Origin of the sequence: Variovorax ginsengisoli (genome assembly GCF_030811835.1) — a bacterium.
Taxonomy (GTDB): domain Bacteria; phylum Pseudomonadota; class Gammaproteobacteria; order Burkholderiales; family Burkholderiaceae_C; genus Variovorax; species Variovorax ginsengisoli_C.
On the sequence record NZ_JAUSRO010000021.1, the window covers coordinates 12,962 to 27,508 of the forward strand.

Genomic DNA, 14,547 nt, shown 5'->3' on the forward strand with positions numbered 1-14,547 from the left:
GAACGCGGGGCGGAGGCGGCGTGGCAACGACGTTGGCAACAGGGGCGGACGGCCGACCCATGAAGCGACAAAGAGGACGCGAATTATCGCTGCCGTCGCGGCGCATCGGCCTGCGGCGCGGCCCATTGAGCCGCCGTTTTTTGGCAACAGTACTTTCGTATGAATGCTCGAAAGTCCAGGCGTTCCAAGGCCTCAGGGTGTGGATGCAATCGGCCGCGGTATCGCGCCCAGGTCGCGCCAGGCCTCGGGATGGCAGGTGAAAAGCAGCAGCTGGTGGCGCTGTGCGGCGTCGTAAAGCACGCGCTTCATCTCGCCCAGGCGCTGGGCGTCGCTGTGGACCAGCGCATCGTCGAGGATCAACAGCGTCGGTCGGCCGGCCTCCTTGAGCAGGTCGGCATAGGCGAGCCGGCTGATGAGTGCCATCTGCTCGCGCGCGCCGAAGCTGAGCATGTCGAAGGTCGCGCGACCGCCGCCCGTGCCACCCCCGCCGCCCGTGCCACCCCCGCCGCCCGTGGCGCCGGTGGCGTTGCCGCGGGTGAGCAGGGCCGGCGTCAGGTCGTCGCCCAGCGCGAGCGTCGCGCCGGGAAACAGCACCTGCAGGTAGTGGGCAATGTGTTTTTGCAGCGGTGCCTGCAGACGCTGCGTGGCCTCGCGGCGCTTGGCCTCGATGAGGTCGTGGATCCATGCCAATGCCTGCGCGCGCAACTGCAGCTCGTCATGTCGGCGCTGCGCTGCGTGGGCGCGTGCGGCCAGCTCGGCCCGTTCTTCCTCCAGGCCCTGTGCGCCCGTCGCTTCCAGCGTGCCGCGCAGATGGGTGATGCGTTGCCGACGGTCGGCGGCTGCGCGCTGGGCTTGCTCGGCACTGCGCGCCAGGCGCTGCACGTCCTGTGCGAGCAGGGCCGGATGGGCCTTGGCCACCTCGTGCTCCAGCGCGTTCACCTGTGCCTGCTGTGCAGCCTGCTCGGCGCGCGTGGCGGCCAGCCGGCTGCCGACGTCGGCGCGCATGGTGGCACGCGCGGGGTCATCGTGCAGGGCACGAAGCGCATCGCGCTCGCGCCGCTCGGCTTCGGCCTGGGCCTGCGCGGTGTGCACGGCGGCGGTGGCCTCGCTGGCTTGGTCGCTGAGTGCGTCGAGCGCGGCACGCGCCGACTGCTGCGCATGCCGGGCGTCCGCGACCGAGGCCACGTCCCCTTCCGGTGGCGCAGGCAGGCGCGCAAGCTGGGCGGCGGCTTCCCTGCCGCGCTGGTGTTGCGCTTCGAGGCTGGCCGTCAGGGCCTCCATGCCTTGCGGCGCAAAGACCTTCAGGGCGCGCTCGGCCTGCTTCTGGTCGGCCAGCGCTTGCGTGTGGCGTGCGAGCCGCGCCTCGGCCGCATCCGCGTCGGCTACACCGAGTCGCTGCAGCAAGGCCGCATGCTGCACGCGCAGTTCGGCCGCCTGCTGCGCCTGTGCGGCAAGGTCGCTGCCGCCGGGGCTGATGACGAGCCGGCCAACGCCGGGCACCTGCAGCTCGGTGGGCAACGCGATCAGGCGCTCGCCTTCGCCCTCCAGCGCTTCGTCGCCGAGCCGCAGTCCGGGCGCAGTCAGCGTGTAACGCACGCGGGTGGCGGCGGCTTCCTGGCGAATCTGCAGCTCGCGCAGCGCGAGTCGCTGTTCGCGCAGCTGGCGCACCGAAGCCTCGGCAATCTCGTTCTCGAGGCCGACGCTGCGCAGCGCCGCCAGCTGGGTGTGCTGCGCCTGTGCCTCTTCAACCGCGCGGGCCAACGCCGAAGCCTGCGCTTGCGCATCGCTGCAACGGCGCAGCAGGCCGGCGCGCAGGTCTTCCTGCTCCGCGCGCTCGACCGCCTGCAACGCCGCGCCATGGCGCTCGGCCGCGGCCGCCGCGTGGGCCGTGCGGTGCGCCAGTGCGGCCTGCAGCGCCGCCACCTTCTGGTCGGCCGCGGCCACGGCGGTTTCGCGGCGAGCCAGGGCCTGGTCATGCTGGTCGAAGCCGGCCCACTGCTGCTGCAGCAACTGCACGCGCTCGTCGTGCTGGCGCAGCGTCTCGCGCGCGGCAGCGAGCTTGGCGTCCAGGCCCTGCGCCACGGCCAGCGCCTGTTCGGCCGCGTGCAGCTGGCTGCGGAAAAGCTCCCACGGCCGGGTGCGCTGGTCGGCCGCATCTTCCTCGGTCAGTGCCGCGAGTTGGTCGACCTGGTGGCGGTAGGTCTCGATGCGTTCGTCGAGCATGCACAGCTCGGCGGCCAGGCGGTCGCGTTCGGCCACCGCTTCGCCGTAGGCACCGCGCGGCTTGCCGGGCTGGGTCAGCAACGCGTCGCGGTCGGCCTTGATGCGCGTGGCCACTTCGTCGCCCTGGCTGCTGGCGATGTCGCCGACCGACTGGCCGAGCGCCGTCTGCAGGTGCGGTGTGGCGTGCCCGACCGCAGCCTTGATGTCCTGTCCCGCACCCTGCTCGATCCACAGCAGGCCCGGGATGCCCCAGTGTTCCGCCTTGCTTGCGCCCCGGCTGGAGAACTCGTAGCCCAGGAGGCGCGCCAGGTGCTGTTCGGCGTCTTCGCCGTCGAGCTGGCGCGCGCCGATGGTCAGTTCGCAGCGCTTGCGTTGCAGAAAGGTCTTGCGCAGCCGGTGATGTTCGGCGCCGATGTCGAAGTCGATCTCCACCGTGGGCGACGCGACCGAATCGCCATAGGGCACCAGGTCGTCGACGCTCGAGGAGCGATGCCGCTCGAAGAAGGCCGCACGGATGGCGCGCACGACGGTGCTCTTGCCCGCCTCGTTCGGCCCGGTGAAGAGGTTGAGTCCCGGCTCCAGCTCGGCCAGCTCGAACGGCTTGCGAAACTGCCGGACCTGCTCGATGCGGATGCGTGTCAGCTTCATGCGGTGGCTCCCACCGACACAGGTGCCGCACCGGCCGCGCGCCGGTCGGCCAGCAGCGCGGCGAGCAGGGCGAGCGCCTGCGTGGCCAACTGCGGCTCGGGGCCGGCCTGGCGGTCGCGCAGCGTGGCGATCACGTCGCCGAGATAACCGTCGGCGTTCAGCGCCTGGATGTCGGCATCGGTCGGCAGCAGGCGCAACGCGCCGAAGTCGACGGCCAGGCTGCGCGCGCGTGCCTCGGCCTGGCTCGCTGCGGCCTGGATGCGCGCCAGGCTCTGCAGATCGGTCTGGCCGTCGAGCGCGATCTGCACCACGTCGGCTTCATCCAGCGTGGCCAGCCGGGCGATCAGCGCGTCGGCATCGCTGGCGACCGCCAGCGTGTGCACGGCCTGCGACCAGCGGTAGCGGCCGACCGCGAGCGACGTGACCTCGGGCAGCGCGCCCGGCCCGTCGATCTGCACGCGCAGCGCGAAGCCGGGGTCGTTGGCGCGAAAACGGTCGGTCTCCGGCGTGCCGCTGTACCAAGTGCGCGCGTCGATCTGCTTGCAGCCGTGCCAGTCGCCGAGCGCCAGGTAGTCGAGGCGCGCGCGTTCGGCACGCTCCGGCGCGATGGGGTTGGCCGAGTCGATGTCGGCAGCGAGGATGCCCTGGACGGCGCCATGGGCCATGCCGATGCGCAGCAGCCCGGCGGGCGTTTCTGCGCGGTCGAACCGTTCGGTGAGATCGTTGTAGGTGTGGCGCTGGGTGAGCGGGGCAGTCAGCACGGCAAAGCCCGCCGCCTCGAATTCGAGCGTCTGCGGTTGCAGCGACAGGTGCACGTGCGAGGGCACGGCGTTCAGGCGCTGTGCCCGCGTCCAGACGCTCTCCGCCAGCGCCGCGTCGTGGTTGCCGGGAATCAGGATCCACGGACCGGCAAAACCCGCCATGGCGTTGAACAGGCGCCGGATCGTCCGGTCGGCCACGGTCTGCGCATCGAACACATCACCTGCGACCAGCACGGCGTCCACGCGCTGCTCGGCCGCCAGCCGGGCGAGCGTGGAAACGGCGTCGATGCGGGCCTCGGCGATGGGCACGGCATCGTCCGGGGCGAACTGGCTGTACTGGCGACCGATCTGCCAGTCAGCGGTATGGAGAAACAGGGGCATCCGGCGATCGTAGCCGGCTGGCCGGGCGGCGGTTCAGGCCACTGGAAATGTCAACTCAGCGCATGCTCCTCCTGCGCGATCCACTGCTTGAGCGTGTCGACGTGCTCCGCCTCTTCGCGCACGAACTCTCGGGCGACTTCGCGGATCTCGGGGTCCTTGGTGGTCCCCGCGACTGCGTAGTAGAACTCGTAGCCCCGGCGTTCGCCCTGCAGCGCGGCCTTCAAGGCGCCCAGACGCGACAGCGCAGGGTCACCCGCCCACAGCGTGGTCTTCTCGGGCGTCGCGTTGTCCGGCCAGGCCGAGCCGGCAGGCAGCCGCACGGTGATGTCCTTGCGCGAGCATTTGGCCTTGGCTTCTTCCAGATGCAGGCGCGAGTAGCGGCCGAGATCGGCAAACAGCGCCGCCACGTCGGCGTTGCCGCAGTCAGCCATCGCCGCACTCAGGTGCTCGTAGTGCAGGGCCGCGTCTTCCTCGACCTGGACCGCATAGCCGAGGAAATCATCCAGCGTCTTGACCTGCACGCCGCCGCGGTAGACCGCTGCGGCGATCGACAGCGCCGGCCCCTTGACCGGCAGCGTGAGGTCGCCTTCGAAGGTCACGAAGATGTCTTCGTCGCGCACGAAGCATTGGCAGGCGAGCCGATGGCGCGGCGGCATGTCGTTGACCTCGGCGTCCATGATCTCGGCCTTGGTGATCTTGCCCATCTGCTTGAGCAGTTCCTTTTCCTTCTCGGTCAGCGCAATGCCGCAGCGCACGCTGTTGGCCAGATGCTCGACGTCGACCAGGCAGGAGCCGCACTCGCCGTCCTGGCAGTCGAAGGGGATCGGGATGTGGTGCGATTTTGCCAGCGCGAGCAGGTTGCCGCGATCGCCGGCGACGGCGTAGACGGTGATGTCGCGCGGCATCACCGGCGAAGAAAAAGTAACGTTGGCCATGGTCTGTGTTTCCTGTGGGGCGGGATGGGACGTAGGCCACAGTGCAAAGAGCATGCCGCGCCGCAAGCGCCGCCATTGGCCTGCAAAGCGGCTATTTCAGCGGCATTCGACGGGACGCGTTGTCGTCTTTGTCGACTCTGTCTCATGCAGACCATAGAGCGCCGCGAGTACCTCTGCCGTCAGCACCTGGGCCGGCGGTCCATCCGCCGTGATGCGTCCATGGTCGAGCAGCGCCACGCGGTCAGCGACGGCGCGCGCTTGGTCCGGGTGGTGCGTTGTGAACAGGACTGCATAGCCCTTGTCGGCCAGCGCGCGAAGTTGGTCCAGCAGCCGCAACTGGTGGCCGTAGTCCAGGTTGTTGGCCGGCTCGTCGAAGACGAGAACGGCAGCGTCCTGCACCAGCGCGCGCGCGATCAGAACGCGCTGGCGTTCGCCGCCGGAGAGCGCGGTGTAGGGCCGGTTGGCCAGCGCGCCGAGGTCGAGCTGCTGCAGCGCCACGTCGACGCGCGCGCGCTCCCGTGGTTGCGACCCTTGCAGAAACCGGCGATGCGGCAGCCCCCCCAAGGCCACGACGTCGCGCACGGCGTAGGGAAAAGGCGGCGTGTGCAGTTGCGGCACATAGGCGATGCGCCGCGCCACCTCGCGCCGAGGCCAGGCGGCCAGCGGTCGGCCATCCAGCAGCACGTCGCCGCGCTCGGCAACGAGCAGCCCGAGCAGCAGCCGCAGCAGCGTGCTCTTGCCGGCGCCGTTGGCACCCAGCAGCGCCAGCAGTTCGCCAGGATGCAGCGCCAGCGAGGTGCCGCTCAGCACCTCGGCGTGGCGCCGCCAGCCCTGGCGGCGGGTGAAGTGCAGCGCGCGGGCCTCCAGGATCGACGCGGGGCCCGTGCTCATGCGGCCCAGCCGCGCCGCACACGCGCCAGCACCAGCAGGAACAAGGGAATGCCCAGGAGCTGCGTGAGGATGCCGATCGGGATCTCGGCGGCGAAGGCGTTGCGCGCCAGCATGTCGGCGCCGACCAGGAAGGCCGCACCGAGGAAGGCCGAGGTCGGAAGCAGCAGGGCGTTGCGCGGGCCGGTCAGCAGGCGCGCCGCGTGCGGCACGATCAGCCCGACCCAACCGATCATGCCGGCCAGCGACACGGTCAACGCCGACAGCAGGGTGGCCAGTGCGATCACCCCGAGGCGCAGCGGGCCTACCGGCACCCCCAGCGTGCGCGCCTCGTCGTCGCCCATCGCCAGCGCGTCGAGCCAGGGTCCGAGCATGCACAGCGCGGCGACGGCCAGGCCCATCGGCAGCGCCAGCCAGGCCAGTTGCGCGGACCCCGCCTGGCCCAGGTTGCCCATCAGCCAGACAACGATGGCGGGCAGCTGGTTGTAGGGGTCGGCCAGCACTTTCACCAACGACAGCAGCGAGGTGAACAGTGCGCCGCTGACGATGCCGCCGAGCACCAGCATCACCAACGCGCCGCCGCCGAAGATCTGGGCGATCGCGACGCCCAGCGCCACCGCCAGCACGCCGCCGGCAAAGGCCAACGCCTGCACCGTGATCCATGGCAGGTCGAGCAGCATGGCGCCGGCGGCCCCGGCCGACGCCCCGGCCATCACGCCCAGCAGGTCGGGCGAGACCAACGGGTTGCGGAACACCGCCTGGAAGGCCGCGCCCGAACTGGCCAGCGCCGCGCCGGTGAGCAATGCGGCCAGCACGCGGGGCAGCCGGATCTCGACGAGCAGCCGCTGCAGCAACGCGACCTGCGCTGGGTCCAGCACCACGAGGCCGAGCAGGTGGGCCGGATAGGCGAGCACCTGCTGCAGCGTCAAGGGATAGCGGCCGAACGTCAGCGCCGCTGCGGCCATGGTCAGCGCCAACAGCGCGGCGGCTGCCGGCCACAGCAGGCCGGAGCGCAGCGCCGATGGCCATGCGCGGCGCAGCCATCGGCCTGCGTCGGCCCAGCCGGGCCACGGCTCGCCCGGCTCCATGGGATAGGGCACCCCTTCCTCATGCGTCCAGCCGGTGGTCATGGCGCACTGCCAGGCATGGCGTGGCCGACGCCGACATCGGGGTGCTTGTGTTGCGGCGTCCCGGCGGCCATCGCCGATGTGCCGTCCGGCACCGCCATCAGGGTCTGCACATCGGTGGGCGTGAGTTCGACGCCGTAGAACAGGCGGTAGAACGCCGGGACTTCCTGCGCGGCGTCGAAGGGCGCACGTCTTGGATAGAACGCCCCGGCCAGCCACTGGATGCCGAGTGCACGTGTCGCCGATGGCGGCCGGTCCAGCCAGTTGAAGGGCAGCCGCGGGACCCACAGCACCCGGTGCTCGCGTACGGCTCGCACACCGGCCCAGCGCGGGTCGGCGCCGACGTGTGCGGCAAAGCCGGGGTCCTGCGCGACGATCACCTGCGGGTCGTAGGCCAGCACCTGTTCCAGGTTGAGGCGCTCCATGCCGGCGATGCCGTTCTGCGGGCAGCGGTGCACGTTGATGCCGCCGGCCAGTGCGATCGCCTCGGCATGGAACGAGCTGTCGCACTCGGTGGCCAGCCCGTCGGGCTGCTCGGCGTAGTACACGCGCACCCGGTGCTCGGCCGGAACCTCGGCGACGGCTTGCTGGACCCGTGCGAGCGCCGCCTGGATGTAGCCACCCAGCTGCGCGGCGCGCGCTTCCTCGCCGATGGCGCGGCCGACCAGCGCATAGGCGCCCGGCCAGTCGGCCAGCGTGTCGAGCTTCACGAACAGCAGCGGGGCCCCTGTGCGCTCGGCCAGCGCGGCGGTCTCGCCGTGGTCGCTGAAGCGCGACTTCCAGCCGAGCACCAGATCCGGCTTGAGCGCCATCAGCGTTTCCGGGTTGACCAACTGGCCGTGACCGGAGACGCCCCCCAGCACCGGCAGCATCGTCAGCCCTGCCGGTCCATAGCGCGCGGCCTCCGCGGGTAGTGCGAAGTTCAGGCCGAGGTTGCGCTGCGGCGCGAGCGTCGACAGCAGCACCATGAAGGGCGGCGACGACCCGTAGATGCGCTGCACGCTGGCCGGCAGCGTCACGGTGCGGCCGGCCTGGTCGACCAGTTCGGCCGCACCGGCGCCGGCGGCGTCCAGCAGCAGGCACAGCGCCAGGGGCGCCGTGCGCGCGAGACGTGCGAGACGCCCGAGAAGGGCGAGAAGGGCGAGGTAGGGCCGGTGGTGCATGCGGCTCACCACAGCTTGTGCAGCTCGACCGACGCGAGCTGCCGCACGAAGCGCGGCCCGGTGAATTCGTCGTGCAGGCTGACGAGCGCGAAGGGGCCGGTGTCGCCAGCCAGTGGGGCCTGCGCGCAGTCGAAGGCCAAGTGTACACCGGTGCCGATCACGGTGTGGAAGAGTTCGGACCACGAGAACAAGGCGCGGTAGCCGTCCTGGCTCTCGGCGACGATGGCCACCCGCTTGAAGTCGGTGCGCTGGGCAAAGGCCGGCTGGCTCTGTTCGATGAGCCTGCGCAGCGCCACCGCGCGCATCGGCCTCGGTCCGCCATGCGCGCCATCGACGGTGCAGCGCACGACGAAGTTCGGTACGTCGATGGCGCCCAGGCGCTCCAACTGCCCGGCGTCGAGGCGGGCGGGCTGCCGCACCCATCCACCGATCGACACGCGCGGCGATGGCAGGCCCGGTGCAGGAGGCGATGCCTGCGCGATCGTGGACGTGGACATGAGTTGCATGACGAAGACCCTTTCAGGACGGTTGGCATGGCGCGCTGTCGTTGTGTTTTCAAGGACATAACGATCAGCGAAGGAAAAGCCGTATCGGCTTGGCTGCATGCTGTTCGGCAAGGGGCGTGCCATGCGCGGGGAGGGCCGTCGCAGTGCCGCGATTCCTCAGCGGGAAGCCGGCGTTCTCCAATGAAAGCCCCGACTTTCACCACGTCGAGTGCACTTCCTGGGAGTCTGTCGGCGCGTGTTCTCTCGTTGTATCGAACGCTACACAACGGACAAAGGATGTGAACTACAGGACACCGATCACGGCGCGTCCAGCACGGCCTTCAGGTTCAGTGTCATGTTCGTCCGGGTGGCGTCCGCGTAGGGGCAGATGCCTTGCGCCCGCTGCATTAGGCTGTCGGCGGTGGCCTGGTCGAGCGGGCCGGCCATGAAGGCCGTCAGGCTCAGGGCCATGCGGTAGGCGCCCTCGAAGTTCACGTACATCGACAGCACGGCTTCGATGTAGCAGCCGCGCAGCGGCAGCTTGTCGGCCCTGGCGATGTGGCGCACCGAATGTTCGAAGCAGGCGCCGAAGGCTGCGGCGAAGAGTTGCTCCGGGTTCGGCCCGCTGCCGTCGCCGCCCATCTCCTTGGGCACGGCGAGCTTGAGCTTCCAGGTGCCGTCCTCGGTCTGCACCTGGCCGTTGCGCCCGCCCTGCGTCAGCATCGTGGTTGTGTAGACGAGGTCCATGTCAGTGGCGCCCGGCCGCCCGAAGGCACTGACGCGCCCCCTCGGGGGGCAGCGATACGCGAAGCGATGAGCGTGGGGGCTTCATGTCAGTGGCGCCCGGCCGCCCGAAGGCACTGACGCGCCCCCTCGGGGGGGCAGCGATACGCGAAGCGATGAGCGTGGGGGCTTCATGTCTAGACGTTCTTTCCCTTGAGCAGCTTGGCCTGGTCGGACTTGCTGTAGTGGTCGAAGTGCCCCTGGGCGGCGGCCAGGCGGCGGTTGGACAGGCGGATGGCTTCGATCTTGCCGGCCGGGGCGATGCGCGAGACGGCCTTCTCGAGCGTCGTGCTGCCGCATTGCGGACAGACCGGCGTGCGCCCGCCGCGCACCAGGAATTCAAAGGCGTGGCCGCAGCCGGGGCAGTGGTAGTCGTAAAGAGGCACGGAGGCTCCTGTCATGGTTCTCGGCTTGGGTGCCAGGCGGCGTGCCCGCCGATCACATCGCACACGTCGGTGAACCCGAAGTCGGCGAACATCTGCGCCAGGTCCTGGCTGGCGTGGCCGTGGTAGCAGTAGATGAGGATCGGGCGGCGGCGGTCGGTGCGCAGCAGCAGCTCGTCCTGGTTGGCCGCCGTCAACAGCACGGCGCCCGGCCAGCCATCGCGGGCATGGCTGTCGGCATCGCGTGCGTCGAGCAGCAGCGCGTTCGGGCGCGGCCCTTGCCAGGCGCCGAGCTCGGACAGCGTGAGGCGGCGATACGTGCGTTGGCCCTTCATCGCGGTGTCTCCATCGAGAGGGCGAACTCGGCCATCAAGGCGATGACGGCCATGTCGCGTGCGGTGCGGCCGTCGGGTGCGCAGCGGTCCCCGTTGGCGCCATGGTCGAGCAGCAGCGCCAGCATCGCGTGGTGGCCGCAGGCGGCGGCCAGCATCGCGCAGGTGATGTCGTCGTCGTTGGCGTGATCGATCGGCAGCCCGGCGGCCAGCAGCCTGCGCCCGATCGCGACGCTGCCGTACAGGCTGGCGAACCACAGCGCATTGTTGCCCTGGTCGTTCAGTGCGTCGGCCGCTGCGCCGCAGGACAGCAGCGCATCGACGATGCCTTCCTCGCCCTGCGCCGCGGCCCGCATGATCGGCGTGTTGCCGCCGGCGTCGCGCGCGTGGATGCCGGCGAAGCCCTGCAGCCTCAGCCAGGCGGAGAGTCTCTTGGGTACCGGCGCGGCACGGCGGGCCGAACGGGCCGCAGCGCGATGCAGCAAGGCGTTCATGGCGGGATGGCGATGCGACACCGGGGGGCTCGTCACACGGGTCGGCCTTCGTTCGGGTTGCGCACGGGGCCCATCAGTTCGAGGCCTTCGGCATAGGTGATAGTGTCGAAAGTGATGTCGTACTTCAGCGCCGCATCGGCCACGGCGTCGAGCTTGCCCGCGGTGTCCTTTTTCTTGAGGTCGTTCTTCTCGAGGTACAGCAGGGTCAGCAACTCGTTGTAGACCGTCGACTCGTCGATCGGCAGCACGTAGAACATCGCGCCCTTGTAGGGCACCTGGTACTTCTTCGACAGGTCGATGTTGTTGCAGAAAAGGAAGTACTTGCCACCGGCGCTCAAGGTGTCACCCAGCACCTCGGCCACGTCCTTCAGGTGCTCGAAGCTCAGCAGATAGCCGGCGAAGAAGGGCAGGTGCTTGTCGCCCACGGTCGCCACGGCCATGACCTGGTCGCAGGTGAGCTCGGGTGGGCGCGCTTCGTCGGCCAGCTTGACGCCGAAGCGCAGCGCGAGCTCGCCGCGAAAGCCGACGCGGCCGAACTTGTTGGTGGGGGCCTTGAGCACCGGGTTGAGGAGGCGGCCCTCCTATTCGAGGCGGGCGAGCGCGGTGTCGTCGATCTCTTTGCGGGCGAGCGTGGCGGTCATGGTGGTTCCTGGTGGGTGATGAATCGAAATGGAGAAGGGCGGGTTCAGGTCGCCGTGTTGCGCATCCAGTCCGCCGTCTTGAAGAAGGCGGCCATCAGTTCCTGCTGCAGCGGTGGTGGCGCGCCGACCTCTTCGAGCGCGGCACTCATGCAGGCGAGCCAGGCGTTGCGCTCGGCCACGCCGATGGCGAAGCCGGCATGCCGCATCCGAAGACGGGGATGGCCGCGCTCGGCCGAGTACGCCTTGGGGCCACCCAGCCATTCGCACAGGTAAAGGACCAGCACGGCCTTGGTCGATGCCAGGTCGGGCTCATGCATGGCACGGATGCCGAGCGCGTCCGCGCGGGTATCCATCTGGCGATAGAAGGCGTCGACGAGACGGGTCACGCCGTCGCGGCCCCCAAGCATGTCGAAATGCGGCGGGCGCAGCAGCGGCAGCGCGTCGGTGGCGGCGAAGGTCATGCCTCTCGTTTCGCAATGAACGTACCAGCCCGCAACCGCCTGCGGCACGCTGCAAACGCGACACAAACCACCCCGTCGCACGGAGGCGACAGGCATTTTTGCGACGTGTCACGCCGCATTTGTCGGGAAGCCAACAAAGCCCGGACGGCGCTCCAGCGCGTGCAGGAAAGCAGGCTTTCCTCTGTGCAGACAAGGACTTGGTGCCTCGTTCGCCACACCTGCGCGGCATGGCATGGAAGCTGCAGAGAAGGGCTGCGCGGACACAAGTCCGGCCGATGCGTGACCCCACAGAAGAAGACCAACAGGCACGACAGGCTGACATGGGCGCGGCTACGCAACCCAAGTTTTTCAACCCTTCCTGAATGGAGTACTGCTATGGCCAAACTTCGGCAAATCGCCTTCTACGGCAAAGGCGGCATCGGCAAATCGACCACCTCGCAGAACACCCTGGCCGCGCTCAGCGACCTGGGCCAGAAGATCCTGATCGTCGGCTGCGACCCCAAGGCCGACTCGACCCGCCTCATCCTGCACGCGAAGGCACAGGACACCATCCTGTCGCTGGCCGCGGAAGCCGGTTCGGTGGAGGATCTGGAGCTCGAGGACGTGATGAAGATCGGCTACAAGGACATCCGCTGCGTCGAGTCCGGTGGCCCGGAGCCAGGAGTCGGTTGCGCCGGCCGCGGCGTGATCACCTCGATCAACTTCCTTGAAGAGAACGGTGCCTACGACGGTGTCGACTACGTTTCCTACGACGTGCTCGGCGACGTGGTGTGCGGCGGCTTCGCGATGCCCATTCGCGAGAACAAGGCGCAGGAGATCTACATCGTCATGTCTGGCGAAATGATGGCCATGTACGCGGCCAACAACATCTCCAAAGGCATCCTGAAGTACGCCAACTCGGGCGGCGTGCGTCTGGGTGGCCTGGTGTGCAACGAGCGCCAGACCGACAAGGAACTGGAACTCGCCGACGCCCTGGCCGGCATGTTGGGGACCAAGCTGATCCACTTCGTGCCGCGCGACAACATCGTGCAGCACGCCGAGCTGCGCCGCATGACCGTGATCGAGTACGCGCCGGATTCCAAGCAAGCCGCCGAGTACCGCACGCTGGCCAGCAAGATCCACAACAACGCTGGCAACGGCACGATCCCCACCCCGATCACCATGGATCAGCTTGAAGACATGCTGATGCAGTTCGGGATCATGGAAACGATCGACGAGTCGGAAGTCGGCAAGGCTGCTGCTGCGGCTGCCGCCCTGGCTGCTGCCTGAGAAGGCCCCCAGACCGGCCCGGTCCACCGCAGCAGCGGCGTGCCCGGGCCGGCGCCTGGACCCAAGAAACATTTATCCCTGGAGTCTCCCCATGACCGCCACCGTTGAAGAGCGCAAGGCCACGAACAAGGCCCTGATCGATGAAGTGCTGAAGGCCTATCCCGAAAAGATGGCCAAGCGGCGCGCCAAGCACCTGGGCACGTTCGAAGAAGGCAAGCCCGACTGCGGCGTGAAATCCAACATCAAGTCGCTGCCCGGCGTCATGACCATCCGCGGCTGTGCCTATGCCGGCTCCAAGGGCGTGGTCTGGGGCCCGATCAAGGACATGATCCACATCAGCCACGGGCCGGTCGGCTGCGGCCAGTATTCGTGGGCTGCGCGCCGTAACTACTACATCGGCACCACGGGCATCGACACCTTCGTGACGATGCAGTTCACGTCCGATTTCCAGGAGAAGGACATTGTCTTCGGCGGCGACAAGAAGCTGGACAAGATCATCGACGAGATCCAGGTGCTGTTCCCGCTCAACAAGGGCATCTCGATCCAGAGCGAATGCCCGATCGGTCTGATCGGCGACGACATCGAAGCCGTGTCGAAGAAGAAGGCCAAGGAATACGAAGGCCACACCATCGTGCCGGTGCGCTGCGAAGGCTTTCGCGGCGTCAGCCAGTCGCTGGGCCACCACCTGGCCAACGATGCGATCCGCGACTGGGTGTTCGACAAGGTCGACCCGAACAAGCGGCCCGACTTCGTCTCCACGCCCTACGACGTGGCCATCATCGGCGACTACAACATCGGCGGCGATGCCTGGTCAAGCCGCATCCTGCTCGAAGAGATCGGCCTGCGCGTGATCGCGCAGTGGTCGGGCGACGGCTCCATCGCCGAACTCGAGAACACGCCCAAGGCCAAGCTCAACGTGCTGCACTGCTATCGCTCGATGAACTACATCAGCCGGCACATGGAAGAGAAGTACGGCATTCCGTGGGTCGAGTACAACTTCTTCGGCCCGAGCATGATCGAGAAGAGCCTGCGCGAGATCGCCAGCCACTTCGACGACACCATCAAGGCCAACGCCGAGAAGGTCATCGCCAAGTACCGCCCGCTGATGGACGCCGTGCTGGCGCGCTTCAAGCCGCGCCTGCAGGGCAAGAAGGTGATGCTGTTCGTCGGCGGCCTGCGCCCGCGCCACGTGATCGGCGCCTATGAAGACCTGGGCATGGACGTGGTCGGCACCGGCTACGAGTTCGGCCACAACGACGACTACCAGCGCACCACCCACTACGTGAAGGACGGCACGCTGATCTACGACGACGTGACCGGCTACGAGTTCGAGAAGTTCGTCGAGCAGGTGCAGCCCGACCTGGTGGGCTCGGGCATCAAGGAAAAGTACGTGTTCCAGAAGATGGGCGTGCCCTTCCGCCAGATGCACAGCTGGGACTATTCGGGCCCGTACCACGGCTACGACGGCTTCGCGATCTTCGCGCGGGACATGGACATGGCCATCAGTTCACCGATCTGGAGCCTGACCACCGCCCCGTGGAAGAAGGCCGCCTGAGCCCCGCGCATTCCCCCT

15 protein-coding genes are annotated in these 14,547 nt (G+C 68.6%); 2 read left to right on the top strand and 13 right to left on the bottom strand.

All coding sequences use genetic code 11. The features are described from left to right. Positions 1 to 192: 192 nt before the first annotated feature. From J2W36_RS24795 to J2W36_RS24855, 13 genes are all read right to left on the bottom strand, one after another. Positions 193 to 2,871, bottom strand: a complete 2,679-nt coding sequence (locus tag J2W36_RS24795) for an AAA family ATPase (protein WP_307692456.1) — start codon at positions 2,869 to 2,871, stop codon at positions 193 to 195. Then, a complete protein-coding gene (locus tag J2W36_RS24800; RefSeq protein WP_307692457.1) occupies positions 2,868 to 4,013 on the bottom strand; it encodes a metallophosphoesterase family protein in 1,146 nt (381 codons plus the stop codon). Before J2W36_RS24800 ends, J2W36_RS24795 begins: the two co-directional genes overlap by 4 nt. Before the next feature lie 50 nt (positions 4,014 to 4,063). Beyond that, positions 4,064 to 4,948: a 2Fe-2S iron-sulfur cluster-binding protein gene (locus tag J2W36_RS24805; RefSeq protein ID WP_307692458.1), complete on the bottom strand. Its 885-nt coding sequence runs from the start codon at positions 4,946 to 4,948 to the stop codon at positions 4,064 to 4,066. Positions 4,949 to 5,044: 96 nt separating this feature from the next. Further along, a complete protein-coding gene (locus tag J2W36_RS24810) occupies positions 5,045 to 5,839 on the bottom strand; it encodes an ABC transporter ATP-binding protein (protein WP_307692459.1) in 795 nt (264 codons plus the stop codon). Beyond that, a complete protein-coding gene (locus J2W36_RS24815) occupies positions 5,836 to 6,966 on the bottom strand; it encodes a FecCD family ABC transporter permease (RefSeq protein WP_307692460.1) in 1,131 nt (376 codons plus the stop codon). The genes J2W36_RS24810 and J2W36_RS24815 overlap by 4 nt, the downstream gene beginning before the upstream one ends. After that, positions 6,963 to 8,126 (bottom strand): ABC transporter substrate-binding protein, encoded by a 1,164-nt coding sequence (locus J2W36_RS24820; RefSeq protein WP_307692527.1) that lies wholly within the window; start codon positions 8,124 to 8,126, stop codon positions 6,963 to 6,965. Before J2W36_RS24820 ends, J2W36_RS24815 begins: the two co-directional genes overlap by 4 nt. Positions 8,127 to 8,131: 5 nt before the next feature. Next, positions 8,132 to 8,632, bottom strand: a complete 501-nt coding sequence (locus J2W36_RS24825) for a hypothetical protein (RefSeq protein ID WP_307692461.1) — start codon at positions 8,630 to 8,632, stop codon at positions 8,132 to 8,134. A gap of 297 nt (positions 8,633 to 8,929) precedes the next feature. Continuing rightward, a complete protein-coding gene (locus tag J2W36_RS24830) occupies positions 8,930 to 9,358 on the bottom strand; it encodes an Ohr family peroxiredoxin (RefSeq protein WP_307692462.1) in 429 nt (142 codons plus the stop codon). Positions 9,359 to 9,531: 173 nt separating this feature from the next. Continuing rightward, positions 9,532 to 9,780 carry an FmdB family zinc ribbon protein gene (locus tag J2W36_RS24835; protein ID WP_307692463.1) on the bottom strand — a complete coding sequence of 83 codons (249 nt, stop codon included), beginning with the start codon at positions 9,778 to 9,780 and terminating at the stop codon, positions 9,532 to 9,534. An 11-nt stretch (positions 9,781 to 9,791) separates the two neighbouring features. Next, positions 9,792 to 10,112 carry a thiosulfate sulfurtransferase GlpE gene (locus J2W36_RS24840; RefSeq protein ID WP_307692464.1) on the bottom strand — a complete coding sequence of 107 codons (321 nt, stop codon included), beginning with the start codon at positions 10,110 to 10,112 and terminating at the stop codon, positions 9,792 to 9,794. Beyond that, positions 10,109 to 10,603 (bottom strand): ankyrin repeat domain-containing protein, encoded by a 495-nt coding sequence (locus tag J2W36_RS24845; protein WP_307692465.1) that lies wholly within the window; start codon positions 10,601 to 10,603, stop codon positions 10,109 to 10,111. Before J2W36_RS24845 ends, J2W36_RS24840 begins: the two co-directional genes overlap by 4 nt. Positions 10,604 to 10,635: 32 nt before the next feature. Next, on the bottom strand, positions 10,636 to 11,163 hold the full coding sequence (locus J2W36_RS24850) for a hypothetical protein (protein ID WP_307692466.1): 528 nt from the start codon (positions 11,161 to 11,163) through the stop codon (positions 10,636 to 10,638). Between the two features lie 125 nt (positions 11,164 to 11,288). Next, positions 11,289 to 11,705, bottom strand: a complete 417-nt coding sequence (locus tag J2W36_RS24855; protein WP_307692467.1) for a group II truncated hemoglobin — start codon at positions 11,703 to 11,705, stop codon at positions 11,289 to 11,291. Between the two features lie 375 nt (positions 11,706 to 12,080). Here J2W36_RS24855 and nifH point away from each other — a divergent pair, with 375 nt between their 5' ends. Together nifH and nifD are read left to right on the top strand one after the other, a co-directional pair. After that, positions 12,081 to 12,974, top strand: a complete 894-nt coding sequence (nifH, locus tag J2W36_RS24860) for a nitrogenase iron protein (protein WP_307692468.1) — start codon at positions 12,081 to 12,083, stop codon at positions 12,972 to 12,974. A 91-nt stretch (positions 12,975 to 13,065) separates the two neighbouring features. After that, positions 13,066 to 14,529, top strand: coding sequence for a nitrogenase molybdenum-iron protein alpha chain (gene nifD / locus J2W36_RS24865; protein WP_307692469.1), 1,464 nt, complete (start codon positions 13,066 to 13,068; stop codon positions 14,527 to 14,529). The last annotated feature ends 18 nt before the right edge of the window (positions 14,530 to 14,547 follow it).

Excerpts from the sequence above, each read along its gene's own strand:
- J2W36_RS24795 (WP_307692456.1), bottom strand. The coding sequence starts at position 2,871 with ATGAAGCTGACACGCATCCGCATCGAGCAGGTCCGGCAGTTTCGCAAG.
- J2W36_RS24800 (WP_307692457.1), bottom strand. The coding sequence starts at position 4,013 with ATGCCCCTGTTTCTCCATACCGCTGACTGGCAGATCGGTCGCCAGTAC.
- J2W36_RS24805 (WP_307692458.1), bottom strand. The coding sequence starts at position 4,948 with ATGGCCAACGTTACTTTTTCTTCGCCGGTGATGCCGCGCGACATCACC.
- J2W36_RS24810 (WP_307692459.1), bottom strand. The coding sequence starts at position 5,839 with ATGAGCACGGGCCCCGCGTCGATCCTGGAGGCCCGCGCGCTGCACTTC.
- J2W36_RS24815 (WP_307692460.1), bottom strand. The coding sequence starts at position 6,966 with ATGACCACCGGCTGGACGCATGAGGAAGGGGTGCCCTATCCCATGGAG.
- J2W36_RS24820 (WP_307692527.1), bottom strand. The coding sequence starts at position 8,126 with ATGCACCACCGGCCCTACCTCGCCCTTCTCGCCCTTCTCGGGCGTCTC.
- J2W36_RS24825 (WP_307692461.1), bottom strand. The coding sequence starts at position 8,632 with ATGCAACTCATGTCCACGTCCACGATCGCGCAGGCATCGCCTCCTGCA.
- J2W36_RS24830 (WP_307692462.1), bottom strand. The coding sequence starts at position 9,358 with ATGGACCTCGTCTACACAACCACGATGCTGACGCAGGGCGGGCGCAAC.
- J2W36_RS24840 (WP_307692464.1), bottom strand. The coding sequence starts at position 10,112 with ATGAAGGGCCAACGCACGTATCGCCGCCTCACGCTGTCCGAGCTCGGC.
- J2W36_RS24845 (WP_307692465.1), bottom strand. The coding sequence starts at position 10,603 with ATGAACGCCTTGCTGCATCGCGCTGCGGCCCGTTCGGCCCGCCGTGCC.
- J2W36_RS24855 (WP_307692467.1), bottom strand. The coding sequence starts at position 11,705 with ATGACCTTCGCCGCCACCGACGCGCTGCCGCTGCTGCGCCCGCCGCAT.
- nifH (WP_307692468.1), top strand. The coding sequence starts at position 12,081 with ATGGCCAAACTTCGGCAAATCGCCTTCTACGGCAAAGGCGGCATCGGC.
- nifD (WP_307692469.1), top strand. The coding sequence starts at position 13,066 with ATGACCGCCACCGTTGAAGAGCGCAAGGCCACGAACAAGGCCCTGATC.